The organism is Zavarzinella formosa DSM 19928 (assembly GCF_000255705.1).
GTDB classification, from domain to species: Bacteria; Planctomycetota; Planctomycetia; order Gemmatales; family Gemmataceae; genus Zavarzinella; species Zavarzinella formosa.
The window spans coordinates 750,371-775,074 of the sequence record NZ_JH636443.1 but is presented as its reverse complement, the minus strand read 5'-3'; the positions used below and the strand labels follow the sequence as shown (position 1 = coordinate 775,074).

Genomic DNA, 24,704 nt, shown 5'->3' with positions numbered 1-24,704 from the left:
TCATGTCGCTTCGGCGTCAACGCCGCCGGGTGGCTTGCTTCAACACCGAGGGTTGCATGCGCCGTTGGATTCACTCTCTGCTCGCCGCTTCGTCACGCCCTGTTCGCCCTCACGCCAAGTCTCGTCTCGCTTTTCAACCGCTGGAAGACCGGACCGTTCCCGCCACCATTTCCGTCCTCGACTCGACCGGGTTTGAGGGGAAGACGGGCGACAATTCCATCGTCTTCCAAATCACCCTTTCGGAACCCTCCGACGACACGGTGAGCGTGGATTATGCCACGACGGACGGCACGGCCATCGCCGTCAGCGACTACACGGCGCTGACGGGAACCGCGACCTTTGCCCCCGGCGAGACCAGCCAGTTGGTAACGGTGGCCGTGACCGGTGACCGCGATATCGAACCGGATGAAACATTCGGCATCACACTGTCGAACCCGGTCAACGCCACCATCGACGACGGGGACGCCGTCATTACGATCACCAACGACGACTTCACCGACTTCGCCGCATCGCCGGCCGTGTGGGGCGCTTATCGGCAATACTTCAATGCCCCGGCCGATTCGGCCACCGGCGGCAGTTACATCGACGTGTTTTCGACCGCCAGCCCCGGCATCTCGGCCGGCGGCCCGCAGCCGAAGGAATATCGCGGCCTGTTCGAGTTCGCCCTCAACCCGGCGACCTCCGGCGGCGATTTCGGCGCGGCCGTTCTTACGTTCAATCAAACCTACGTCTATTCTTCCAGCCAGCCGGTTCAGGTGTATGGCTACAACGCGGACATGGCGATCACCACGGGCGACGGCGACTCGCCCGGCGTGCTGCTCGGCACGTTCGATCCTCTGGCGGCGAGCGGCGCCCGCTCCGTCACGCTCGACCGGGATGCTCTGGCCGGATTATTGGCGGCGTCCCCGAACGTTGGCCTGCGAATGGTCGCCACGCCGAACTCACAAGTGCGGATTGACACCTCGGCCGGGAACCTGCCCAAGCTGAATATCTTCCGCGATTCGGCCATCATCCCGCAAGCTAGTGTCGGCAACGCCACGGCCACGGAAGGGGATATCCCGGCGAGCGGGCCGGGGAACAATGTTCCCATGCCGTTCGTGATTTCGCTGTCGCAGGCGTCCACGATTCCGGTGACGGTGAATTACTCGCTCGTCGCCGGGACCGCCACCCTCGGCACGGACGTGGCGAACTTGTCGGCGGCGAGCGTCACCTTCGCCCCCGGTGAAACGCAGAAGACGGTTTACGCCACCATTCTGCCGGACAACAACCCGGAGGCGAACGAGACATTCACCCTCCGGCTCACCGGTGGATCGATGGTCACCCTCGGCCAGACGGACGGCCTTGGAACGATCATTGACAATGACTATGCCCCGACGGTCACGCCCGCCTATGTCGAGGCCGGGGCCGAATCCGTCTACCGGGCGAGGATCGCCGTCCAGCCTTCCTACAACCCGGTCGGCAACATCTCCGTGACATGGGATTTCGGCGACGGCACGACCGCCACCGGCAGCCCGCAGACGATGCTTCCCTCGGTGGATCACGTTTATGCGAACAGCGGAAACTACACCGCCCGCGTGACGATCACCGACGCGAATCGCGGGCAGGGAACGGTCACGCTGCCGGTGACCGTCAACGACATCGCGCCGTCGATCACCGGCGCCAGCCCGCCGACCATCGTGGCGAATTATCCGGCCGACTTCAACTTTAACATCACCGATGTCTCCCCGGCCGACACGGCGGCGGGCTTTGGCCTCGGCATCAACTGGGGCGACGGCACGCCGGTAGAATACGCCGCGACCCCCGTTTATGGCTCCTACACGGGCACGCACCGCTTCCCGGCTCCCGGCACTTATACGGTTCGCGGCACGGCCACCGACGATGCGCTTTCCACGACATGGACCAAAACGGTGACGGTGAGCCAGTACGGCATGGTCGGGATCAATCTGGTCGTCAACGGCACGTCCGGGAATGATGTCATCAACTTCACGCCGACCGGATCGTCGACGGTGACGCCGACCCTCAACGGGGTGTCGCTGGGGAATTACACCCTGACCACCGTGAACGGCGTCGCCGGAACGATCTTCGCCTATGGCGGGGCCGGTAACGACACGATTGAGGCCAAGTCGGCCGTCATCAACGGATCGACGGTTTACCTGCCCGCCGTCGCCTTCCACGGCGGGGACGGCAACGACACGCTGATCCAAACGGCGACCACCGGCGTTTCATCGGTTTTGGTCGGCGGGGCGGGGAACGACACCCTGTTGGGCGGCAACGGCTTCGACATTCTCGTCGGCGGTCTCGGTGTGGACAGCCTGAACGGGGGCGGCAACAGTGACATCCTGATCGGCAACAAGGTCACTTACGAAGACGACCTGACGGCCATGCGACTGCTGCGACTGGAATGGGGGTCGGGTGTCTCGCCGCAAACGAAGATGGATCATCTTCGCGGCGTGCTGTCAGGCGGCCAGAACCTCGGCTATTTCCTGACTGCCGCGACGATCACGGAAGACAACGTCATCGACGACCTGACGGGGGGCGCCGGGCAGGACTGGTTCCTCAGCCCGATCAGCGGCCCCGGCCTCGACCGCCGGCGCGATTACACCACCGGGGAATGGTACACGAATTTATGATTATTCGGATGTGATATATGGCGGGCGGAAAGAATGAGGCTGTCGGTGATTCAAAATAGCCGCCCTGCTCCAGTGAGGGGATATTTGAACCACCATTTCTTTCCGCCCGCTTGTGAGAAAGACTCCGCTCGGGGAACGACCGGAGCCTTTTTAGATTGCGTCTGGTCTTAACGCACAATCAACAACATTTGCAAATGATACCAAGAGCCCCACTGCGTCAGCGGTGGGGGTGGTCGTCACCCACTGAAAACACCCCCACCGCTCACGCAGTGGGGCTCTTGGTATCTCACATCAAACGTCCGTTGATTTTGCATCAACTAAACAAATGGCAGGCAAGAATCATCCGGAGTGTTTCTGCCTTTTCCGAGCCTGAAGCGTCAGTGGGGGCCACGCTTCAGGCGGAGCAAGCAACTGGCTCTCCCTAAAGCGTCACCTGACCCGTAAAGCGTGGCCCCTGCCAACGCTCAGGCTCGGAAAAGGCGCTCACCCGGCACGGGTGATGGCCCGGTCAAAAAATCCACAATTAATCGCAGTCCTTGCTTCGCTCAAACCTTCTTGCCGGTCGAGGCGCCGAAGATCAGCTTCATGCTGTCGGCATCAATCCCGAGGGAAACATCGGCCGTCGTCGTGGAGCCGGTTTGGAGAACCGGCGGCGGCGCGGTGTTGGTCGCGGGCGTGACGGGTTCCGGCGTCGGGGTTTTCACTGTTGCGTCGGCTTCGGGCACGGTTGAATCGGCCACCAGAACGTCGTCGCCGATCAGGGAGTAGTAGCTCCAAGCCGTGGCGTCGATGGGCGGCAGCGCCACACTGGCCGCGGGGGCGACCAATGTGGGCGGCGTCACCTCCGGTGTGGCGACCTCCTCCGGGCCGGCCTGATCGACCTTCGGGAGATCACCGGACATGGTGAACATGATCCCCGTCGGGACGACGGTTCCCGAATCGGCCGCGTGATCCGCCGAGACGTGGTCGTTGAGGTCAGTCGTCGCCGTGGGCGGTTCGGCGACGGCTGCCTCTTCAACCCTGCTCGTCGGTGTCGCGTCGCCGTCAGAGGGGATGCTTTGGTTGCTTTGCGTGGAGAGAACTTCAAAATGGCAAAAGAGCGGTTCTGCTTCCGGCATCGTGTTCGGATCGACGGGAGTGGCCGACTCGTTGCTTGCGGAGAAATCTTCGATCACGGTTTCTTCGCCCGGATCGCCCGTGACGGTGTTCGCCATGAGGTCCACTGTTCCGTCGTCGGGGGTTCCGCTCCAGGTCGTCGGTTGGAACAGGACGGTCGGCTTGAGGGCGCCATCAGTCGGCGTCGGGTCGGTTGTCCCGCCGGTGGTTGCCGCGTCATCGGCGGGTTCATCCCCCGCCGATGACACAAGTGTTTCATCCCCGGTTGTTCCATTGTCGGGGGTTCCGCTCAAAATCAGCGGCCGGAACATCACATTCGGCCGGACGGCCACATCACTCGTCACGGTTGCCTCGTCGGTCGGTGTCAAATCAGTTGGTGCGTCGTCGGTGGCGGCCAAATCGCTGGTGGCGGCCAAGTCACTAGCGGAAGCGTCTTCAACCGTCGTCCCGTCAGCGGCGGCCAATTCGCTGGTGGCGGCGTCTTCAACCGTTCCGTCAGCGATGGCCAAGTCGCTGGCGGAAGCGTCTTCAACTGTTCCATCGGTGGCGGATGTGTCATCCGTGGTCACATCGGCGGGAACCCCGCTCCAAAAAATGGGATGGCACATGATGCTCATGCCGTCGTCAGCGCCGGTTCCCCCGTCGAGCGAAGTCGTGATGAAATCAGCCGGCGTTGTGTCGTCGGCGGGTTCATCCCCCGCCGACGAGACGAGCGTTTCATCTCCCGTCACCTCGGTGGCGACCGGAGCCAAAATGGCCGGGAGCGTCCGTGAATTCAGTTCTTCGACACGGAGGGCAAATCGGCGGTTTCGGGAAGCGGGTGTTCGCACGTTCGGTTCCGGACTGGGGGGTTCTCGGCTGACCGGCGGGCACTTCTTCGCCGGACATGATTGAAATGCCGACCGGCGGCCGGATGCTCGCGAAGAAGTGGAAATTCAAAAAGTTTTTTCAGCCGGCGGTCGCGCGGTCGCTTTCGAGCAATTCCCGCAGGACCTGGATGCCGTGCGCGGCCCGCCGGGAGAGGGTGCCGCGCGGACAGCCGACGATCCGGGCGGCCTCTTGTTGGGACCAGCCCTCCAAATACCGCAATCGAACCGCCTCCTCCAGCGGGGCGGGAAGTTGCCGGATGGCCGCGTCCAGATTATCGTCAAAACTTTGAGCGTCCGGCGGATCGGCCAGCACCGGCTTGGCGACCTCGCGCTCATGCCGGATTCGCCGCGACTTGGCCCGAAGGAACGCCAGCGAGGCGTTTTTGGCCACGGTGCGCAGCCAGCCCGTCAGCGTGCCGGGGAAGCGCAACTCCCACTGGGCGAGCGTCAGAAACACAAATTGAGTGACATCCTCGGCATCGGCCTGATTGCCGACGATCCGCTGGCAGGATCTCGTCACGGCCGCCCCGTGGCGTTGCACCAAGGCGTCAAACGCCTCCGGGGACTTGCCTAACCGATGGGCCTCGAAGAGGGCCGAATCGCTGATTCGCTCCCCGGCGGGGGCAAGAAAAAGCGTCGCCGAGCCGCGAGCCGGCCGGGCGCCGGGATGATCCCGGAAGATGAGCGTGAGAATCTCCGGCGACCGCCCGGCCAGCGCCGGTCCCGCCGTGATGGTTGCGTGACTGGCCCCGGCGGTCAGTGTCACGGAACCATCGACCGAGATGCTTCCGTTGGCATCGTGGGCGGCCAGCGTGTAACGAACCTCCAACTTTTCGCCGGGTTGCGGAGAGCCGCTGATGCGAAACACCCCGGTGTCCGTGTCGAGGGGGCGTCCGCTCGCCTCTGGCTTGGGCGTGACGGACAAGTTTGAAGGGTCAACCGCATTGGAGACGGGAGGAACGTGGTTCCCGGAGGACGCCTCCGGCCCGAACGTGTCGTTCGAGACCATCGACTGCAGACCGGAAGCGCTTCCGCCGGAAGTCGGCTCGTCCGTCTTGTCGTAGCGGAGGGATACTTCGCCGTGGAAGAATGTCGGCGGTGTTTCCACGGCCGCATCCGACGCGGAAGGCTTCGCTTCGGAAGAGTCCGCATCGGAAGAATCAGCCGCCGGGGGAACTGCATCGTCCGCTGATGAAGCCGGGGCTTTCGGATCGGGAGCCGCCGCGTTGGCTGGCGGGGGAATCGACGCATCGGCCGGCGCGGGCGATTTGGTCGGCGGCGCGGTGTCCCCGGCGGCTTGAACCACCGGAATGACGCCCCCTTTGACGCCGAAGTCCGAAGGAAACGCCAGAAAGGTGACAGCGGCCGTTCCATCGGTCGTTGGCCCGGAGACTTGAGCCGCATTGGCTGGCGGGGAGGCGGCTTGTTCGCCCCCGGAGGCGGCCGGTTCCGGGGCGGGCGCGTTGAACGGCGTAAACTTGTAGGCTTCGATGCCGGGCGTTGTCGTGGCGGCCGGTTCCAGCGGTTCCACCGGATCAACGGCGCCATGAGCGTCGGCCGCCGAATCGACATGGGCTCCCGGCGGGGAATCCGCAACGTGTTCATCGACCGTCGAAACAGACGCGGACACCCCCGGCCGGATCATCGGCGACGGGGAAGAATCTGTTCCCGATAATGAGAATTGGAGAAGGCCCTCGCCTGCACCGGCGGCCAGCAAGAGACTGGCATCGGCCCCGGTGAGCGACGAGGGGCCGTACCGGTCTGACAATGAATTGAGCGTCAGTTTGGCGCGCAGGCCGACACGCCGCGTCGCGCGTTCCCCGGTAATGACCGTCCCCCCGGCCAGGAGGCGGCTCATCCATGTTTGATAAGTCATGTCCAAAAATCTCACACCCGATCGCCGACCCGGCCATTCCCTGGCTAGCCGCCGACCGGACCTTCACATCTTATCAAATGCCGACCGGGGCCGGTTTGCTCACCGGCGCGGAAGATTTTTTGAGATTCCTCGCGCGGAGCAAACCAGATCATCACTTCATTGCCAGCAATTCGACAGACGATTAGATGATGTTACAATCAATTTGCATTTGATTTTCGCGTTCCAAAAGCTAATTTTGCACGGCCAGCCGTCATTAATCGGAGTTCGTTGAGCGCTTTTGCGACAGGCCGGAACTCCCAAGAGCCGACCGATGCTGTCGTCATCCAAATTGCCAAGAACTTTTCCATAGAATGAGCGCCGACAGCCTTTCCCACTCGCAAAGGGTCTGCCCATGCCTGCCTCAACCCGCCGCAATTGGATTCTGCCCTCCGTCCTCTCGTTTGCACTCTTGGCCATCAGTCTGATCATGTGGCATTTCCGGGAAAAACCCCCGGAAATGGCCGATCCCTCTTTGTCGCCGCCGACCCTAGTCGTCTTTGAAAACATCATGGTCGAGCAATGCCTCGTCAACCAGTCCGAACCGGAGGGGCTGTCGATGATCCCAATGGCCAGCCCGGCTGACACTCAAGCCAAGACGTTCAAGGAACTCATCACGGGCAAATGATCCCGCCCCGTTTTCTTTTAGCCCCGTTCTCTCTTGAAGTTGCGCTTTTTGAGGTTTTGGTTTTCCAGAGGCATTCTTGGTCTCGGCGAGCCGAGCAGCGTCAGCTGCCGGGTGGCTTCCGGCGGGGAAGTCACCTCAACCACGGGTTTGAGTCAGGCTGAGTAAAGGGGAAGCGGTTCGGCCACGGCAAGCCACCCGGCTCCTTTACAGAGCTCGGCTCGCCAATACCGAGACAAAACCAACCATTTGAAAACCCAAAAGCGCAACCTCAAAATCTCTTCCCTCGCAACGGAAGGGCGCCAAAGGGGCTTGGCGGTTGCGGGGTGAATTCACGTCGGCTGGGCCAGATATTCCCGCACGGTGGCGGTCATTCGGGAGCCGTGGAGGGGGACCATCTCCGTGAACGACTTTCCGCGCAGGCCGCGAAGTTCGACAGAAACGTGGTCGGCGAAATCCCAATTCTCTTTCAGATACGCCTCGACGATTCGCTCGGGACTTTCGGAATCAATTTCGGTGGAAAGGGCGGGGAAGCGCATCTCCCATTCAACGGTAATCAGCCCGGATTGCAACGCGGGAAGGTTGAGCGGAAAGGCCGACCCTCGGGCCGGCCGCACATGCTCTGCCTCCTGCCAGTTCCCCGATCCCCGCGGCATCACCCGGACCCGCGTGCCGAGGACCGCGTTCGGCAAACTGCTGTTGTTCACCACGACCAGCGCCAGCCGAAAGTTCAGCCATTGCTCCTCGGCCGTCGCCGGGCCGACATCAATGTGGGAGGCATGTTCGACCAACTCAAACTGAAGCTGCGGCCGTTCGCGGTTCATTTTCACCAGCCAAAAGTACCCCGTGACCCCGACGGAAGCGGCCGATCCGAGAAAACTAACGATCGGAAGGATGGGCTGAAAATGCTGGCCCAGAGTGTCAAGCACGCCGCGCTCCGACTGTCGAAAAGGAGAATACGCGGGGGATGGATAACCGATCCGTCGAATGGGATCAATCTCAATTAACCAACAATCAAAAGGCAATTGCTGTTCTTGAAGTAATCGCCTCTGCAAACAATTTGATGTCTGTCTTGTCCGGACGGTTGGTTTGTCGAATCATGGTTCGCCAACAATCGCTTTCGGCGACTGTCGCGGGGAGATGTTAAATGAGCCAGATCGAAACCCCGGTCATCCGGTGCCGTTCGCTGCGGGTGACACTGGCATGGGCCATCATCGGGGCCGCCGCCGGGGTGGCGCTCATGCATGCCCCGCCCATTTACACTGGACAATCACATGACTGCTCTGATGTTGCGGAAGAGTGCGGCATATACTGCGGGCCAACTTTCTCAAACGGCCGTGTCTGGGTTTGCGGAGTGGAGGTGTATCACGAAAATTTTTATGGCACCCTTGATGATGCCCGGCCAGAGGTTGAGCAATGGCACCGTCGGGTGACGGCCATCTTCGCGGGGTTGGGCGCACTGACCGGAGTAATAATCGCCCGGCTGACATGGCTTGGCCGTCGGCTCCCCGGTCGGGCCGACTGGCGACTTGGGTTGGTCGCTGCTCTCGTGGTGTTCGGAGTTCTGGTCGCGGCCGGAATCCCCGGCAAGCAAGGACGATCCTTGTCAACTGAAGGATGGCGGTTGTTCAAACACTTCAACAATTCAATCATCCCCACCTCTTGGCTGACCGACTGGACCGTCGATCTCGGATTGGAGGCTTTGATGCTGGCCGTGGTGTCTCTCGTAGTCGGTTGGGCCGTCGCCGTTATCGGAATCCGGTTCCCAGCAGTTCGCCCGGATCAGGCGGCGGATTTCGCCGATGGCGTGGCCCTTGGAAGTGGGAAGATTCATTGACGAGATTGTTTCGTGCAAAAACAAGCGGCATCATTTGCATATGTTGATGCTTGTTTTGCGCTGGCGATCATTTTCGGCGACTGTTGCGGGGAGATGTCGAATGAGCCAGATCGAAACCCCGGCCATCCGGCGCCGTTCGCTGCGGGTGACGCTGGCGTGGGCCATCATCGGGGCGGCCGCCGGGGTGGCTCTCATGTATGCCCCGCCCGTGTTTGACGGCCACTCTCATGCTTCGTGGAATCCGAAGCTAGGAGTTGTTGGATACAGCGGGCGAGCCTTCTCGGACGGATATGTCCAAGTGTGCGGAGTGGATGTGTATCGCCATCATCGATATGACAACTTTGAAGAGACCCGGCCGGTGGTCGAGTGGTGGCGTCATCTGGTCACGGCCAGTTTGGCGGGGTTGGGCGCGCTGGCCGGGGCGATGGTCGCCCGGTTGACATGGTTGGGCCGTCGATCATCCGGGCGGGCCGACTGGCGGTTGGGGTTGGTCGTCGCCTTTGTGGTGTTTGGAGTTCTGGCAACGGCCGGAATCCCCGGCAAACAAGGGCGATCATTGTCAATTGAAGGATGGCGGTTGTTCCAAGAATTCAACAACTCATACATGCCCACTTCAATGCTGACCGACTGGACCGTCGATCTCGGACTGGAGGCTTTGATGCTGGCCGTGGTGTCTCTCGCGTTCGGTTGGGCCGTCGCCGCCATCGGAGTCCGGCTTCCGGCAGGTCGCCGACCGGATCAGGCGGCGGATTTCGCTGATGGCTTGGCCCCCGTAAGCGGGAAGGTTTGTTGACAGGATTATCCCGCTCTCCGAACCCGCCTCATCTCGGCCTCATGGACGGCCACTTTGCGCAGGTGGGCGGTGCGGTCGAACAACGAGGCGTACATCGCCTGATGGTATTCGGTGAACTCGTCCCCCCGGCGGGCGGTGACGCGGGCGGCGGCGGCGAAGAGGGCCGAGGGATCGGGGCAGTCCATGAGGCGGCCGTGTTCCACGGAGCAGAACGGCGGGACCAGTTTCGGCAACAGCGAACCGCTCGGGAGCAATTGGGCGAACGGGCCGATGTTGGAACCGGCGTTGAGCCGACAGCCGACGCCGGATTTGGCGTGGTCGCCGATGAACACGCCCACTCGTTGCAAGTCGCTGGAGACCATCTCGCCGTCCATCGGCACGGCAATCGGGGCATGGTCGTTTCGCAAGTCGCTGGCGTGCGTGCCCGCCCCGAGTTTCACCCATTCGCCGAGGTAACTGTGGCCGAGATAACCCTCGTGGGCCTTGTTGCTGTTCGCCAAGAGAATGCTGGAATTCACTTCGCCACCAACCCGGCAATTCGGCCCGATGGACGTGCCCGCCCGGATGTTCCCGTGAAACACTTCTGAACGCGGCCCGATGAAACACGGACCTTCCAGCCGGGTGAACGAGGCCACCACGGCATCCCGCCCGATGATGACCGGACCGTTGGTGGTGTCCGCGACCACGAAGGGATCGATCCGGGCCGTCGGGTCCACTCGCAATAAATCTGATGAACCAACAAGCGTCAGCGTGGAGGGTCGGCCTTCCAAATCGTCGTGAGGGGTGAGCAAAAAGTCCGCGTGCAGTTCGTCGCCGTTGAATTCGATCAAGTCCCACGGCCGGGCGATCAACCGGCCCCCGGCGGGCCGAGTCGGCAGGGTTTGTTTCCACTCGGCCAAACACTCGGCCAGCGTGTGCGGGGTGCAGTCGGCCAAGTCGCGAGGTTGCAGCACGGCATGGGCGATCTCGTCGCCGATCATCGCCAGACAGGACATTTCCTTGTTGGCCGGGGGCACAAACTTTCGCGGCGGCAGCCATCGGCTGTTCACCAGTGTGACGGCCCCGGTCAGGAGCCAATCGGAGACATTGACGGTCAAATGAGGATGATCGGCCGAGGTCACCCGGCTTAGTTGTGGCCGCACCAAGGCGGCCATCGAACTGGGGCGAAAGGCCCGGCGATGCTTTTCGTAAAGCGTGGTGGTGCCGCACAGCAGGTCAAAAACCGGCCGGGTGAGGGAAAGCGGTTCCAATCCGGAAACGCGACTGTCCTCAAATTCACACAGTCGCATCCATGCGTCCGGGGAGAAGGGTGGTTCGAGGTTGTAATATACCCCGAGAGCGTTCGTGGTGTACAGGGAGGTTTGCCGGTGCGTTGGTGTCTCCTGATGCTCTTTTTTCCCCTCCCCGCCGTCGCGGCCGACCCGGTGATTGTCGGTTATTTCACCGAGTGGGGCGTTTACGACCACCATTTCCAAATCGCGGACATCCCGGCCGCGAAACTGACGCACTTGAATTATGCCTTCGCCAAGGTTGAAAAGGGGGAAGTCGCCGTCACGGACAAGTTTGCCGCGTTGGAAAAGATCGACCCCCGCGACAAAGAGGCGAAGGGTAACTTCCAACAACTGAGGCAGTTAAAGAAAAAACACCCGCATTTGAAGACGCTGATCTCCGTCGGCGGCTGGACCCTCTCCGGGTCGTTTTCGGATACGGCCCTCACCGCCGAATCGCGGGCGACCTTCGCCGCCTCCTGCGTGCGTTTCATCCGCGAACACGGCTTCGACGGCGCGGACATCGACTGGGAATTCCCCGTCGCCGGGGGGCTCGCGGGGAACAAGAACCGCCCGGAGGACAAGAAGAATTACACGCTTCTGTTGGCCGAATTGCGTAAACAACTGGACGTCGCCGCCAAGACGGACAACACCAAATACCTGCTGACCATCGCCGCCCCGAGCGGGAGTGACACCATCGCCCACATGGATATTCCGGCGATGGCCGAACATCTCGACTGGTTCAACCTGATGGCCTACGATCTCGCCGGCGGTTGGGACACCCAAACCGGCCTCCTGGCTAACCTCTACCCGGTGGGCGACTACAAGCGAAGCGTGGCCGGTGCGGTGCAAGCATATTTGAAGGCGGGCGTCGCCCCGGAAAAGATCGTGCTGGGCGTCCCCTTCTACGGCCGGGGCTGGACGGTGGCGAAACCCTCAGCCAACGGGTTCGGCGAAAAAGTCGACCCTAAACAACCGAAGGGAACATGGGAACTCGGCATGTGGGACTACAAGGACCTCACCAAGAATGTCATCCCCAAGGGGAAGGTCTTCCGGGCCGAAAAAGGAAAGGCCCCGTGGCTGTACAACGCCGACAGCCGATTGTTCATCAGCTATGACGACACGGATTCGATGAAGGAAAAGGTCGGCTATGTGACCGCCCAAAAGCTGCGGGGAATGATGTGTTGGGAACTCTCGGGGGACGATCCGGCCAATTCCCTGCTGGAAGTGATCTCCGCCGGTTTGGGAAAGAAATAACGTGCTAGTCCTCATCAACGCCGTCGGCCTGACGCCGCGACTGCTCGAACACGCCCCCCGCCTGAAGGCCATCGCGGAGGCCGGTTGGTCCACGCCCGTGCGGGATGTGGTGCCGGCCGTCACCATGTCGGCCCAGGCCACCATCCTGACCGGCGAACCAGTGGACCGGCACGGCATCGTCGGCAACGGCTGGCTTTACAAGAACACGAATGAAATCCGCTTCTGGCAGCAGGCCAACGGCTTGTTGCAAATGGACCCGTTCTACGCCATCGCCCGGAAACGCGCGGCGGCGAGGAAACGAAAATTCAAATCCGCGAAGTTGTTCTGGTGGTTCAACCAAGGGGCCGAGGTTGACCTGAGCCTGACGCCGAAACCGCATTACGGCGTGGACGGCAACAAGGTCTTCGGCATCAGCGGAAACCCGGAGTTCTTCGCCACCAGCATGGAGGAACGGATTGGCAAGTTCCCGTTTCACACCTTCTGGGGACCAAAAGCCGGCCTTCCCTGCACGCAATGGATTGCCCGCGCGGCCGCTGAGACGGTGACCACTGAACTCCCCGATCTCACGATGGCCTACCTGCCGCATCTGGACTACGACCCACAGCGGTACGGCCCCTCCGCGTGCGACATGCCGAGGTTGGTGCGGCAACTCGACGACGCCTGCGCCCCACTGTTGGATGCCGCGAAAAACGCCGGGGCCGATGTGTGGGTGGTCAGCGAATACGGCCACTGCGACGTGAACATGCCGGTTTACCTCAACCGTACCCTTCGGGAACACGATTACCTGACGGTTCGGCACGGCCCCTTCGGTGAACAACTCGAACCCTTCCTGAGCCGGGCATTCGCGGTTGTCGATCACCAACTGGCCCATGTTTACATCCGCGATCCGCGAGACGTGAAGCCCGTCAAAGAACTGCTCGCCGGAGTGCCGGGCGTGGCCCGCATCTTCGAGGGAGAGGAACGGGCCGACATCCGCCTCAACCACACCCGCGCCGGGGATTTGGTGTTGCTCTCCGAACGGGAGTCGTGGTTCGCCTATCCCTTCTGGCTGGATGATCGCAACGCCCCGGATTATGCACGAGCTGTCGCCATCCATCACAAGCCGGGTTACGATCCCGCCGAGATGTTCTTCGACCCGAAACTCGCCTTCCCGATGCTGAGGATGGTCCGCAAGCTGATCCAAAAGAAACTCGGCTTCCGCACGATCTTCGACGTGGTTCCGCTGGACGCCAGCATCGTCAAAGGAAGCCACGGCCTCATCGCCGCCGACCCGCAAGACGGCCCGCTCTTGGTGGCCGACGGGCCGAAACCCTCGGGGAATTTGCTGCCGATGACGGCCATCCGGGATTTGATTTTGGCGAAGCTGGGCTTGGGGGAATGAAGGAAGACATATCCCGCACAAAGCCGCAAAGAAATTAGAGCGTTCGGAAAGAATGAGGCGGTCGGTGATGAGAGTACTCCGCACGCTCCGCGTGCGGATGGACTTGCTTGGTGGCCAGATGATGGAACGGGTCAAAGTCCCGCCCGCACGCGGAGCGTGCGGAGTACTCTCATCGCCGACCGCCTCATTCTTTCCGAACGTTCCAAAGAAAAAACTCAAAATAAAGATCTGCAATTCAAGGTGATTCTTTTTGAATTGCCCGCGGCTTTGCGAGGCATATTTCTTCTCACATTTCTCTTGGCTCAAACACTTCGCCGAAATGCAATTTTGCGATACCATCTGACATTAACACTTTCACTTGTCTCTTTTACTCGCAAGGAGCCGATCATGATTGCCGACCGGGAATGGGTGCGCCGAAATCTGGGTTTTGATCCCATCGCCCCCCCCGCGCCCGCCACGACGTTTGCGTTTGCCAAGGCGGCCCGCGAGATCAGCACGCCCGAGGATTTGCAGCGGGAGATCATCGATTTCGATTCCGAGGCCCCGGCCGGGCGGGAGTTCCTCTCCTTCACCACGGCCACCGGCCTCTCGCGGTTCACGGAGATCCCGTGGCCGGACGGGCTGGCCCCGAAAACCGGCCCCCGCCCCTCCGGAACCGGCGACGGCCCCCTGCCCCGCGCGGATGTGCTGGTGGTCACCTGGACCGTGGACGAAGGGCACGCCCTCAGCCGCGTGCTGACGCCGGGCAAGGATTCCCGCAACGATTATGTGCCTTACACCCACAACTTTGCCGCCATTTCCGCAAAGATGCGCAACGGCTGCCCGGCCCTGCAGGCCAACCGGCTCGGCGCGTTTTGGACGACCACCATCGACGGCAAAAAGGTCGTCATCTTCAAGTCCGACTCCCATCTCTCGCAGGACACCAAGAAACTGCCGACCGGCGGGGGAACACTCCCCAACGCGGATGTTTGGAACCAAATCATCGACGAAGTGAAGCCGAAACTCGTCCTCACCACCGGCACGGCCGGGGGCATCGGCCCCGACTGCGAAGTGGGGGATGTGGTGGTCAGCCCGGTCGTGCGGTTTGACGCCCTCAAGTGGCTCAAGAGCGCGTCGTTCCACCAGTCGGTTTTCACCAGCAGTCCGATGAAGGCCAAGTTTCTGGCCAAGGCCGAGAAACTCTTCGCGGCCAACGCCGGCCAGCTTCCCCGCGACAACACCCGGCCGCCGAAGATCATCCGCGCCACGGATGCCGCCTCGTCGGTGCTGACCACGGACTTTTTCGGTTTCGACACATCGGACAACCATTTCGGCCTCCAGGGCCTCGGCGATGTCTCCGAAATGGGCGACGCGGTTCTGGGCCTTGTCGCCAGCCAAATGACCGCCCCGCTGGCTGGCGGTCCGTAACGTCTCCGACCCGCAAATCAAAGCCGTCGGCACCCTCAAGGACCAATCCAAGCTCGCCGCCCAAATCTACAAAGGCTTCGGCCGCTGGAGTTCAGTTTGCAGCGCGATCGTCTGCTGGGCGCTAATCGCGGCGGAATAAAAGGGGATGAAATCTCCGTGAAGCCGCGACGCGGAGTCTTCGGAGCGGAGCGCGGACTTCCCGCAACAATTGCTGGCAACGACGGCAATCATTTGACTCAGGAAGTCCGCGCTCCGCTCCGAAGACTCCGCGTCGCGGCTTCACGGGGACTTTATTTATTGGCTGATTATCTTCTTGCCCCGACCTGTTGTGTGTTAATAAGCTGTGCCTGCCAATATCAGTCGCCGACGGGCTCGCAATCCACGGACGATGTCCGATCAAAAATATTATTTTCAATGTGTCTTATCTATTAACGAGACAAACAACATGCTTACGACTCAATCGCGTCCAAGGTTGGTTCCGCCCTCTCCGGAGGTGCTGTCACGGTTATACATGGATTTTGTCCGCTTGGGCAAGCCGCAGGGGCTGACGTTTCGGCGGTATCTCAAGACCATCGGATTCACCGATCCGGCGGCCAACACCGACGGCATGGACGACGGCACAAAACTGGTCGCGCATGTTGAGGCGGCGAGCGGACCGCAGTTGGTGGCGGTGCCGTCGCTGCCGGTGATCGGGGCGGTGCGAATCATCGTGTTGCTCGTCGATTTTGATGACAAACCGGGGACACGGCCGGCGCAACAGTTCCGTGATTTGCTCTTTTCCGAAGGGGTGTTTCCGACGGGGAGCTTGCGGGATTATTACCGCGAGGTCAGTTGCGGCAAGGTTGACGTGGATGGCACGGTGCATGGCTGGCTGCGGATGCCGAAACCTTATTCATTTTACACCAACAACGAATCGGGCATGGTGGCGGATTCTTATCCGAACAACGCGCAAAAGATGGCCGAGGATGCCGTCGAGGCGGCCATCCTGAACGATGTTGACTTCCCGCCCGAACTGGATGCCTTGCACAACGGAACGATCACGGGGTTGTTCATCGTTCATGCCGGCGTCGGCGCGGAGGAACTGGACCAAATCGCCGGGAAGGGCGAAATCTGGTCGCACAAGTGGAACCTGGCCAACCCGGTCACCGTCGGCACGGATTTGATTGCCTCCACTTATCTGACCGTGCCGGAAAATTGCCGGATGGGGGTTTGCGCCCATGAATTGGGGCATCTCGCGTTTCAATGGGAAGATTTTTACGACCCCAACGGCGACGATGACAACGAATTTTGGGAAGGCTCCGGTCAATGGGATTTGATGGCCGCCGGGTCGTGGAACGGCGCCCTCGGCACCCGGCCGGCGCATCCGGTGGGATTGCACAAGTTGCAACATGGCTGGGCGAAGGTGCGGGAGGTGACGGAAGGGGGCGTCGTCACCCTGCCGCCGTTTACGCCGACCGAATGCGTGGTCGCGCGGCTGCGCAGCCCCGCGTATACCCCGAGCCAGTTTTTGATTTTGGAAAACCGCAATCTGCGGGGCTTCGACAACGCGCTGCCGGGGCAGGGCTTGCTGGTCTGGCGGGTCGATCTCGACAAGGACCAGAACAGCCCCGGCAAACCGGCGTTGCAGTTGGTGCAGGCCGACGGATTGAGCGAACTCGAAAACGCCTTCCTGAACAACCAAGGCGACGCGGGCGATCCCTTCCCCGGCACGACCGGCCGGACCACCGCCGAGGATACCGGCCTCGTTTCCACGTCATTTCCGGGCCAGAGGCATTCCGGAATTCAACTCTCGAACATTCAACTCAACCCGGTGAGCGGCGAAGTCAGCCTGATGGTGACCATCACGCTCCCGGAGGCCATGCCGGAGGCCGCGCAGGCGAGTGTTCAACCCGTTTCGCCGCCGACGACCGAAGAAACGGCCCTGAAACGCCTGCTGGCGCAACCCAAGGTGACGGCCGCCGAACTTGAGCCATTCATGCGATTGGTGACGCCAACGCCGGCCGACCTGGAACGGCAGGTCGTCGCGGCCGCGATGGCGAACCCGGAGATGTTTCAAGAGATCGCCGCCGAGCCCCAAACCGCAACGGCTGGACGGCCCCGGTTGGGCAAGGGAAACGCGAAGGGCAAGGGGAAGCCCAAGCCAAAAGCCAAGCCCCTGGCCGCCACCGGGGCCGCCGCCGGGGCCGGGCTCATGGATTTTCTGCGTGAAACCCCCGCCGCCAGTTCGCCGGACTTCGACAGTTTTTGGTTCCGCGCCTACAAACGGCTCAACAACATCCAATGGGACCAACTCGGCTCCTTCACGGGAGTGCTGACACCATTACAACCCCTGGGCAACGGCAACTTCCTTTATGTGCCCGACCCGGACAATCCGCTGACGTTCACCCGCGCCAACGGTCAGGTGGCCACCCCCGGCAAAATGGTCACCGACGGCGGCTCCGTGCCCAGCCTGGCCCAACACATCCCGGATCTGGACCCGTTCACTTATTTGAAGGCTTATCTGGTTCATGATTGGGACTTTCTGATTCATCATTGCCGGTCGTTTCAACAAGTGCGGGATTTCCCCGAGGCCAATGAAACACTGGCCGAGGGAATCTTCACCCTGATGATGACCGGCGAGGTCCGCTCCGACTGGCGCAACGTGGCGCTGGTCTACACCGGCGTCATGTCCTTCGTGGGCCGAGCCGTCTGGGACAAAGTGTGGGACGCCCCGTCCTGCCATGTGAATCTGCCGTGAACATTGGCTGAAAGGCCGTGAAGCCGCGACGCGGAGTCTTCGGAGCAGAGCGAGGACTTCCCGCATGATGACCGATTACCAGTCACATCCCGAATATCTGGCGCGCTCGAAACGGTGCGGATCAGCCCGTGTGATGATGCGCCGAGGGGAATCATCGCCGATTAGATTCAAGAGTCGGGCGACGATGATCGAGCCGATGCCTGCCATCAGCGGCAAGTCTTTTCAAATCGTTTCCCATTCTCGAAATAACGCTGAAGCACAAACGTTTCACAATAGACAGTAACGGACGTTATTTGTGATATCTCGCCGTTATCTGGAATGTTCAGGATCACACCAAGATTTTCACGGACAGACTTCCGTTTCAATGAAAGGAATCATGAAGATTGCGTGTGCATTCAAGTTTTCGATAGGCGCAACCTGTCGAAATAGTTATATTCGCCATCGCACAAAAACCGTCATGTCATTGCATTGGGGGTTGACTTGCCCACTCGCAACAAAATTCATTCGATTAATTCTCCTCAGCATAAAGCGATCGCCGCACATCAAACAACATGGAAGATCTGTCTCGTTGTCTTGGCAAATTTATTTCTCAGCGTCGCGGCAAGCGCGTCCGAAAAACCAGTTATTCACGAGAAAATTCTCTTTGGGTTTGAAGAAGACAACGCTTCCAAAAATTGGGAAACCACGGAAGGCGGGGAAATCGATGTTGTAAGCGGTCCCGCCCAAAAATCGGACAGTAATGACAGCCCGTCAGGCAAGGCGCTTCATGTTCGGTTGCCAAAGAATGGAGTGTTGAAGGCAAAATCGTCAGTGATTCCGAACGAGTGGACAAACTATTCCGACATCTCCTTTTGGGTATATCGGGAGGTTGCTGTTGCCAAAAATCAGCAGAAGGTTGCGGCGGATATCCGATTGCGAGTCAAGGATGGGAAGGGATATTACTGGCGACAGATTGAAATTAATCATTCAGGATGGAAGCGGGTGAGTGTGCCCCTGAGATGGTTCCGACTTGGCGACAGCAGAGTGCCTGGCTGGGAGAATGTGAGTCATCTTGAAATAATCTTTAATGACCGAGCCGATTTGATAATCGATACGATTCTTGTGAGAAGCGAACGCAAATCAGGGCCGCTTGTGACGTCCGATGATCTGCAAGAAGTTGCCTTTCCCGGAGTTGCCGAGGGAAAAGTCCGCTCGGCGATCAATCCGGATATTTGGATTATGACAAACGAGCCGGATCTTGATCTGGCTGTTTTGACGAAGCATTTGCAATTAGTGGCCGCCCGAGTCACAAAAGATCTGAGTTTGCCAAAAATTCAGGAGGGGCGTTGTCCGGTCTTGGTGGTTTTTGCCAGTCGTCAGCAATTTCAGTCATATCCCGTTCATCTGGCCGTGAAGTTGAACGCCGAACCCATTCTGCCCAGGTCGGCGGGGTTCACGACGGATGCGATTGGAACCTCTTACTGGGATCCGATTGCCAGGGAAAAACGGCCTGCGTTCACCCATGAATTCGTGCATTCGCTTGTCGAGCGAACGCTTGGGATCAACTGCCGGGGAGACTGGCTCCATGAGGCTCTCGCCAATCACTATCAACTCCAATTTCATCCACAGCCAGGCCTGGCTGAGGTGGTGCGGGCCGGATTCAAGAAATCAGGAATTCCATTTTCACGCCTGTGCAATGGAATGATGGTTTCAAGCGAACACTATTGGCGACTGGCGACTCTGGGTGAAATGCTCCTGACTGATGAGAAGTACAAATCAAAGATCCCGGCGTTGCTGGCGGCGCTCTCCCAAGCCGAAACCACGGCTCTTCAACCACACCTGGAAAACATTCTCAAATGCACATGGGATGATCTGGAGCGAGATTGGAAGCTCCATTGCGCCAAGCAATACGACGCAGCCCCCGACGGCGTGCCGGCCAAGGACCGGCCGGTCCTTCCCCCCGATGTTGAAGTGCATGGCGTCGGATTATATCAACCCCGCTGGGATGGGTTTAGCCTCCGCGAAGTGATTGATTGGAAAACATTTGCCGAAGTGCTTCGCGAATCAACCAAAACCAAGAAAGGTCTTGCCTGGCGGATATGGAGCAGGCTGCCGGAGGAAGCCCGAAGCGTTCTGCAAGACGCGGACAAGTCAGCCGCCGTGGGGAAACGCTCCCTGCAAATAAACTCGGATCTTTTTAAGGAAATACTCAAGGATCGCCGGACGGTTAGTGACGGTTTCTTGCTTGTCTTGAACGATAAAACCTTTTACTCGCCCAAAGAAATCGAAGGTTTGGAAACTTCAAAACAAGTCCAAGAATTATTTTTAAAAGGACCGCTCCGAACCAAGCTCGACACCCGCCTGATGAATCGTCTGGTTCTGAAAACGGTTTGCCCAAAAGTGTTTCGCACGGAACCGGACGACCCGTCGGAAGTGGTTGTCGAAGTGAAAACGAACAAGCCAATCGTGCTTGTCCTCACCGCTTATCATAGTTGTAACTGGGTGGTCAAGCCAGGCCTGGATGCCAAGATCGCGTGGGTCATTGTCAGCGGCTATTACCAACAGCAAGTGTCGGGTGTCACATGTCCCGTGGCCACTGTCGGCCGGTATGAAAAATCCGGCGATTATTTTGCGGGTTCGTTAAGTGTTCATGACAAATCATCAAAAGATTTTGATTCATATCAAAAAAAGATTCGCGAATTGACGAGCCACGAAATCAGCAGTTTTCAGGGATATGAATCCTATGGCGGGGTTCCGATTAACGTCCCTCGAAAATAAATCTTTGCCAGTTCAGTTGTAATTTTCCGAAACCAGCGGCCAATCGCCGACTGCCCTGGAGTCGATTCGTCCTGTCATGACTAAGGACCGGATTTCGCCATCGGCGACTTTTCGTGATAATTTTTTTAACCCTCGAAGAAAGATCGTCATGTTCTCCAGCCAAAATCGCAAACGCAAGGCCTCTCATCGCGGACTCCTCATCGAAACACTCGGGCGGCGTGACACGCCTGGAGTGCTCGCTTCTTTTGGGGGGTTGACATATTCGGCTTTCCCCGGAGAAGCCAATTTGTTGAGTGTTTCCGGCTCCGGGGGTGGGTTTGTCTTCACAGATCCCGGCGCTTCAAGTCTTGTCGTGGACCCGTCAATATCCCTGTATGCAAGCGTATCCGGCAGCACAATCACATATTCCGGCCCGTCAGTATCGGCCATCAGCATCGAATTGGCTGACATGAGCGATTCGGCCGATGTGTCTGGCTTGTCCGGCTTGGTGATATGCGTGATTGATGGTGGCGACGGAACTGACAGCATTACCGGACACACGGGGATAGACTTGCTGTTTGGAAACGACGACGCCGACACCCTGGAAGGGGGCGACGGAAATGATGTGCTGGAAGGCGGCGAAGGGAATGATTCCTTGATTGGAGGGGACGGCGCGGATCAAATCGGGGAATGGGACACAGATTCTTTGCTTGAATACGGAGATGATTTCATTGACGCCGGATCGGGCAACGATTCGATTGCGGGAGGACACGGCGCAAATACTATTTACGCCGGATCGGGCGACGATATCGTAGGCTCATATGACTACGGCCCTGGCCCGGACAGTGAGTACATTGATGCCGGCGATGGAGCGGATTCGGTTTCCGGCGGCGGCGGCGAAGACACAATCATGGGCGGGGATGGAAGCGACACCATCTTGGGGGGCAATGATGACGACACGATCTCCGGGGGCGGAGACGACGATTTAATCGGTTTTGACCCCATGACTCTGACGATTGACGAAGAGGGCGATGATTCCATCAACGCCGGCTCCGGAAATGACACGATCCTTGCCGGGGAAGGCAATGATTCAATTGAATGCGGCGATGGAAATGACAGTGTTGGCCACATCGTCATTCCCGACCAAAATCCCGATTGTGACGAATTTGGCGAAGACACAATTCGCGGCGGCGACGGGGATGACACATTGTACGGCGGAATGGACAACGATGTTGTGTACGGAGGAGAGGGGGAAGACAGCATCAATGGCGGTGATGGCGACGACACCTTGTTTGCGGTCGATGACCCGGACGAAGACCCGATTGGCGGTGGCGGCGCCAACACTTCCATTGGCAAATTGATTATTGGCGGAGACGGGGGAGACAAAATTGTCGGATCGGTCGGGCCTGATGTTATCTTGGGGGGAGCAGGTGACGATGATATCAAATGCCTTGGCGAGGAAGACGTTGTTCATGCCGGCGGCGGCAATGATAGCATTGTCGGCGACTCTGGTGATGATTTGATCGACGGAGAAGCCGGATTGGACACCATTCATGGCGATAGTGGCGAAGACACTTTATCCGGCGGCGATGACGCCGATCGAATTGATGGCGAGGATGACAAAGATGTTATCACAGGCGACGGAGGCAATGACACCATCGAGGGCGGCACTGGCGACGATGACATCGAGGGGAACGAGGGCAACGACGATATTGACGGAGAAGCTGACAAAGATACTATTCGGGGCGGCTCAGGGGTGGATACGATCAAAGGCGGGATTAGCGATGACACTATATATGGCGAAGCCGATGCCGATAACATTGAAGGCGGGAATGGCCTTGATGTGATCTCTGGCGGCGGGGGCAAAGACACCATCTCCGGCGGCCCTGACGAAGATATTATTGATGGTGACGATGGAGATGACCAGATCGACGGGGGCACGGCAGCAGATGTCATTCATGGCAATGATGGAGACGATGACATTCTTGGTGGAGATGGTTCTGATGCGATTTATGGCGATGCAGACAACGATACTATTTTGAGTGGCGAAGGCTTGGATACGTTATACGGTGGCGATGGGTTCGACAACATAGCAGGCGAAGGCGGAGACGACCTCATTGATGGCGGAAGTGACGATGACACCTTAAATGGTGGCGCGCGTGATGATACCATCATGGGTGGTTTGGGAGCAGATTCAATTGACGGAGGCGATGACGATGATGTTTTATACGATTGGAGCGACGCGAGTATAGCCGACGGATTTCGTGATGTGCTTAACGGAGGTTCCGGTGCCGATTCTGTGTTTGGAGACATTTTACTCGATGTTCTGAACCCGTGAGATTGCGGTAGTCTTTGAAAATGCCTCCCTGTCGGTCTCGTTTTGGCCGACAGAATCCTTTGAATTGGCCGTTTATGCAACCCAAAGTTTGGTCAGTGGGGGCGGATTCTTCGGCTTGGAATCGACTTGGGCAGCCAGGATGCCAGCGATTGTCCGATCTGTTCCTTCGGCCTCGCATGGATCTCTGATATCTTGCCCCCCTCACATCCAGGCAGCATTCGCGGGGAGATCTCTGGGCCTCGCAAAATTGTGTTTTTCAGGAGTTGGATTCGAGAATAACGAACCTCCGCTCCGACGACTCCGCGTCACAGTTTCACGGTCTTCCTTCAACCTTCGCTTGCGTTGATGCCGTCGGCGTGCGGAAACGATAGAAATGTGTCGAAGCAGAAGTCCGTGTCGCTCTCGTTTGTTCCCGCCGGAAATGGTGGTTCGCCACCGCTCATGCCAGTCGCCCCGACCGTCCACCCTACCTGACAGGCTGTGTTCATCATGATTCCAATCGAGAGTTCCCGGCGTTCGTTTTTGAAAACCTCCGTCGCCCTGGCGGGGGCCGCTTCCTTGCTGGAACCCGCACCCGAGGCTCGCGCGGCCGAGGGCGCCGGGCCGTTGATGGCGTATGTCGGGACGTTTAGTTCCCCGCTCAAGGATGTGCTGGCCACTCAGGTGGATTTGCCCCCCGGCAACGGGCGAGGCATCCACATTTTTCAACTGAACCGCGAGACCGGGGCGATGACGGCCGCCGGTGTTCAGGAGATGGGAACCAGCCCGAGTTGTCTGGTGGCGAACAGTGCCGGAACCCGGTTGTATTCGGCCAACGAGACGGATCGCGTCGGGGCCGCCAAAGAGGGGACGGTCAGCGCTTTTTCCATCAACCCGGCCGACGGGAAGCTGGAACTGCTCAACACCGTTCCCTCGGGGGGCGCCGGTCCCACTTTCGTGAGCATTCATCCCTCCGGGAAGTTCGTGCTGGTGGCCAATTACTTTGGCGGCTCCGTCTCGGTGTTACCGATCCTGGCCGACGGCCGTTTGGGAACCGCCAGCGACATCAAGAACGACGCCGGCAAGATCGGCCCCACAAAGGCGGTCAACGCCCCGCCGGGCAGCTTCGCCTTCAGCGGCCACGACCGAACCCACGCGCATATGATTCAGGCCGACCCCGCCGGGAAGTTCGTGCTGCATGTCGATCTGGGGCTGGATAAAATCTTTGTTTGGAAATTTGACGATCAGAAGGGGACGCTAACCCCGGCCGAAACGCCTTTCGTCTCCCTGCCGCCGGGGGACGGGCCTCGGCATTTCCATTTCCATCCCAACGGCAAATGGTTTTACTCCATTCAGGAGGAAGGCTCCACCCTTGTGCTGTTCGACTATGAGGCCGAAACGGGCAAGTTGGCTTCCCGGCAGACGATCTCCACCCTGCCCCCCGGCTTTGCGGGAAGCAATTTCTGCTCCGGAATCATGGTCTCGGCCGACGGCCGGTTTGTCTATGCCGGCAATCGCCTGCACGACAGCATCGGCATCTTCTCGGTGGGCGAAAAAGGCGTCCTGAAATATGTCGGCGAGGAATGGACGCGCGGAAACTACCCCCGCAGCTTCTACTTCGACCCGACCGGCCAGTTCCTTTACAGTTGCAACCAACGGGCGGACCATGTCGCCGTTTTCCGCGTGGACCGCAAAACCGGCGGCCTCGCCTTCACCGGGCATTACACCCCGGTCGGCAACCCGTCGATGCTTGTGTTTCTGGAGTTGAAAAAACCGGGCTGAATATGAGGCTTGTCCATTTTGGGCCATTTTCAATGGC

General features: G+C 59.5%; 16 protein-coding genes. 11 read left to right on the top strand and 5 right to left on the bottom strand.

Annotated features, from left to right (window positions below):
• Positions 1–56 precede the first annotated feature (56 nt).
• Entirely contained in the window at positions 57–2,630 is a 2,574-nt protein-coding gene (locus tag BGIM_RS0128705) for a Calx-beta domain-containing protein (protein ID WP_020473137.1), read from the top strand.
• Between the two features lie 545 nt (positions 2,631–3,175).
• Here the strand turns inward: BGIM_RS0128705 and BGIM_RS0128700 are convergent.
• A complete protein-coding gene (locus tag BGIM_RS0128700; RefSeq protein ID WP_020473136.1) occupies positions 3,176–4,576 on the bottom strand; it encodes a hypothetical protein in 1,401 nt (466 codons plus the stop codon).
• 118 nt (positions 4,577–4,694) lie between these two features.
• Positions 4,695–6,491: a sigma-70 family RNA polymerase sigma factor gene (locus BGIM_RS0128695; protein ID WP_020473135.1), complete on the bottom strand. Its 1,797-nt coding sequence runs from the start codon at positions 6,489–6,491 to the stop codon at positions 4,695–4,697.
• Between the two features lie 391 nt (positions 6,492–6,882).
• Between BGIM_RS0128695 and BGIM_RS0128685 the strand changes: the two genes are divergently transcribed.
• Positions 6,883–7,155 (top strand): hypothetical protein, encoded by a 273-nt coding sequence (locus BGIM_RS0128685; protein ID WP_020473133.1) that lies wholly within the window; start codon positions 6,883–6,885, stop codon positions 7,153–7,155.
• A 329-nt stretch (positions 7,156–7,484) separates the two neighbouring features.
• On the opposite strand, the gene BGIM_RS0128680 is transcribed toward BGIM_RS0128685, so the two are convergent.
• Complete coding sequence (locus BGIM_RS0128680) at positions 7,485–8,081, bottom strand: hypothetical protein (protein ID WP_029630730.1); 597 nt, start codon at positions 8,079–8,081, stop codon at positions 7,485–7,487.
• A gap of 218 nt (positions 8,082–8,299) precedes the next feature.
• On the opposite strand from BGIM_RS0128680, the gene BGIM_RS0128675 reads away from it, so the two are divergent.
• Both BGIM_RS0128675 and BGIM_RS0128670 read left to right on the top strand, forming a co-directional pair.
• On the top strand, positions 8,300–8,989 hold the full coding sequence (locus tag BGIM_RS0128675; protein WP_020473131.1) for a hypothetical protein: 690 nt from the start codon (positions 8,300–8,302) through the stop codon (positions 8,987–8,989).
• A gap of 100 nt (positions 8,990–9,089) precedes the next feature.
• Positions 9,090–9,782 (top strand): hypothetical protein, encoded by a 693-nt coding sequence (locus BGIM_RS0128670; protein WP_020473130.1) that lies wholly within the window; start codon positions 9,090–9,092, stop codon positions 9,780–9,782.
• 5 nt (positions 9,783–9,787) lie between these two features.
• On the opposite strand, the gene BGIM_RS52940 is transcribed toward BGIM_RS0128670, so the two are convergent.
• Positions 9,788–11,071, bottom strand: coding sequence for a putative sugar nucleotidyl transferase (locus BGIM_RS52940; RefSeq protein ID WP_020473129.1), 1,284 nt, complete (start codon positions 11,069–11,071; stop codon positions 9,788–9,790).
• A 78-nt stretch (positions 11,072–11,149) separates the two neighbouring features.
• Here BGIM_RS52940 and BGIM_RS52935 point away from each other — a divergent pair, with 78 nt between their 5' ends.
• From BGIM_RS52935 to BGIM_RS52920, 6 genes are all read left to right on the top strand, one after another.
• The gene (locus BGIM_RS52935; RefSeq protein ID WP_157369487.1) at positions 11,150–12,307 is read left to right on the top strand and encodes a glycoside hydrolase family 18 protein; all 1,158 of its coding nucleotides are present in this window, start codon (positions 11,150–11,152) and stop codon (positions 12,305–12,307) included.
• Between the two features lies 1 nt (position 12,308).
• Positions 12,309–13,688 carry an alkaline phosphatase family protein gene (locus BGIM_RS0128655; RefSeq protein ID WP_020473127.1) on the top strand — a complete coding sequence of 460 codons (1,380 nt, stop codon included), beginning with the start codon at positions 12,309–12,311 and terminating at the stop codon, positions 13,686–13,688.
• 387 nt (positions 13,689–14,075) lie between these two features.
• Entirely contained in the window at positions 14,076–15,095 is a 1,020-nt protein-coding gene (locus BGIM_RS52930; RefSeq protein ID WP_202947319.1) for a phosphorylase family protein, read from the top strand.
• 445 nt (positions 15,096–15,540) lie between these two features.
• A complete protein-coding gene (locus BGIM_RS58470; protein ID WP_162136298.1) occupies positions 15,541–17,832 on the top strand; it encodes a M6 family metalloprotease domain-containing protein in 2,292 nt (763 codons plus the stop codon).
• Positions 17,833–19,050: 1,218 nt separating this feature from the next.
• Positions 19,051–20,589: a hypothetical protein gene (locus tag BGIM_RS0128635; RefSeq protein ID WP_157369486.1), complete on the top strand. Its 1,539-nt coding sequence runs from the start codon at positions 19,051–19,053 to the stop codon at positions 20,587–20,589.
• Positions 20,590–20,665: 76 nt separating this feature from the next.
• Positions 20,666–22,906, top strand: a complete 2,241-nt coding sequence (locus tag BGIM_RS52920) for a calcium-binding protein (RefSeq protein WP_157369485.1) — start codon at positions 20,666–20,668, stop codon at positions 22,904–22,906.
• A gap of 326 nt (positions 22,907–23,232) precedes the next feature.
• Here BGIM_RS52920 and BGIM_RS63395 read toward each other — a convergent pair whose 3' ends face one another.
• On the bottom strand, positions 23,233–23,397 hold the full coding sequence (locus BGIM_RS63395; protein WP_157369484.1) for a hypothetical protein: 165 nt from the start codon (positions 23,395–23,397) through the stop codon (positions 23,233–23,235).
• On the opposite strand from BGIM_RS63395, the gene BGIM_RS0128620 reads away from it, so the two are divergent.
• A complete protein-coding gene (locus tag BGIM_RS0128620; RefSeq protein WP_040890470.1) occupies positions 23,396–24,667 on the top strand; it encodes a lactonase family protein in 1,272 nt (423 codons plus the stop codon). The two genes, BGIM_RS63395 and BGIM_RS0128620, sit on opposite strands and share 2 nt — an antisense overlap.
• The last annotated feature ends 37 nt before the right edge of the window (positions 24,668–24,704 follow it).

Coding starts and splice junctions, on each gene's coding strand:
- BGIM_RS0128705 (WP_020473137.1), top strand. CDS start 57: ATGCGCCGTTGGATTCACTCTCTGCTCGCCGCTTCGTCACGCCCTGTT.
- BGIM_RS0128695 (WP_020473135.1), bottom strand. CDS start 6,491: ATGACTTATCAAACATGGATGAGCCGCCTCCTGGCCGGGGGGACGGTC.
- BGIM_RS0128685 (WP_020473133.1), top strand. CDS start 6,883: ATGCCTGCCTCAACCCGCCGCAATTGGATTCTGCCCTCCGTCCTCTCG.
- BGIM_RS0128675 (WP_020473131.1), top strand. CDS start 8,300: ATGAGCCAGATCGAAACCCCGGTCATCCGGTGCCGTTCGCTGCGGGTG.
- BGIM_RS0128670 (WP_020473130.1), top strand. CDS start 9,090: ATGAGCCAGATCGAAACCCCGGCCATCCGGCGCCGTTCGCTGCGGGTG.
- BGIM_RS52940 (WP_020473129.1), bottom strand. CDS start 11,071: ATGCGACTGTGTGAATTTGAGGACAGTCGCGTTTCCGGATTGGAACCG.
- BGIM_RS52930 (WP_202947319.1), top strand. CDS start 14,076: ATGATTGCCGACCGGGAATGGGTGCGCCGAAATCTGGGTTTTGATCCC.
- BGIM_RS58470 (WP_162136298.1), top strand. CDS start 15,541: ATGCTTACGACTCAATCGCGTCCAAGGTTGGTTCCGCCCTCTCCGGAG.
- BGIM_RS0128635 (WP_157369486.1), top strand. CDS start 19,051: ATGACAAACGAGCCGGATCTTGATCTGGCTGTTTTGACGAAGCATTTG.
- BGIM_RS52920 (WP_157369485.1), top strand. CDS start 20,666: ATGACTAAGGACCGGATTTCGCCATCGGCGACTTTTCGTGATAATTTT.
- BGIM_RS0128620 (WP_040890470.1), top strand. CDS start 23,396: ATGATTCCAATCGAGAGTTCCCGGCGTTCGTTTTTGAAAACCTCCGTC.
- BGIM_RS63395 (WP_157369484.1), bottom strand. CDS start 23,397: ATGATGAACACAGCCTGTCAGGTAGGGTGGACGGTCGGGGCGACTGGC.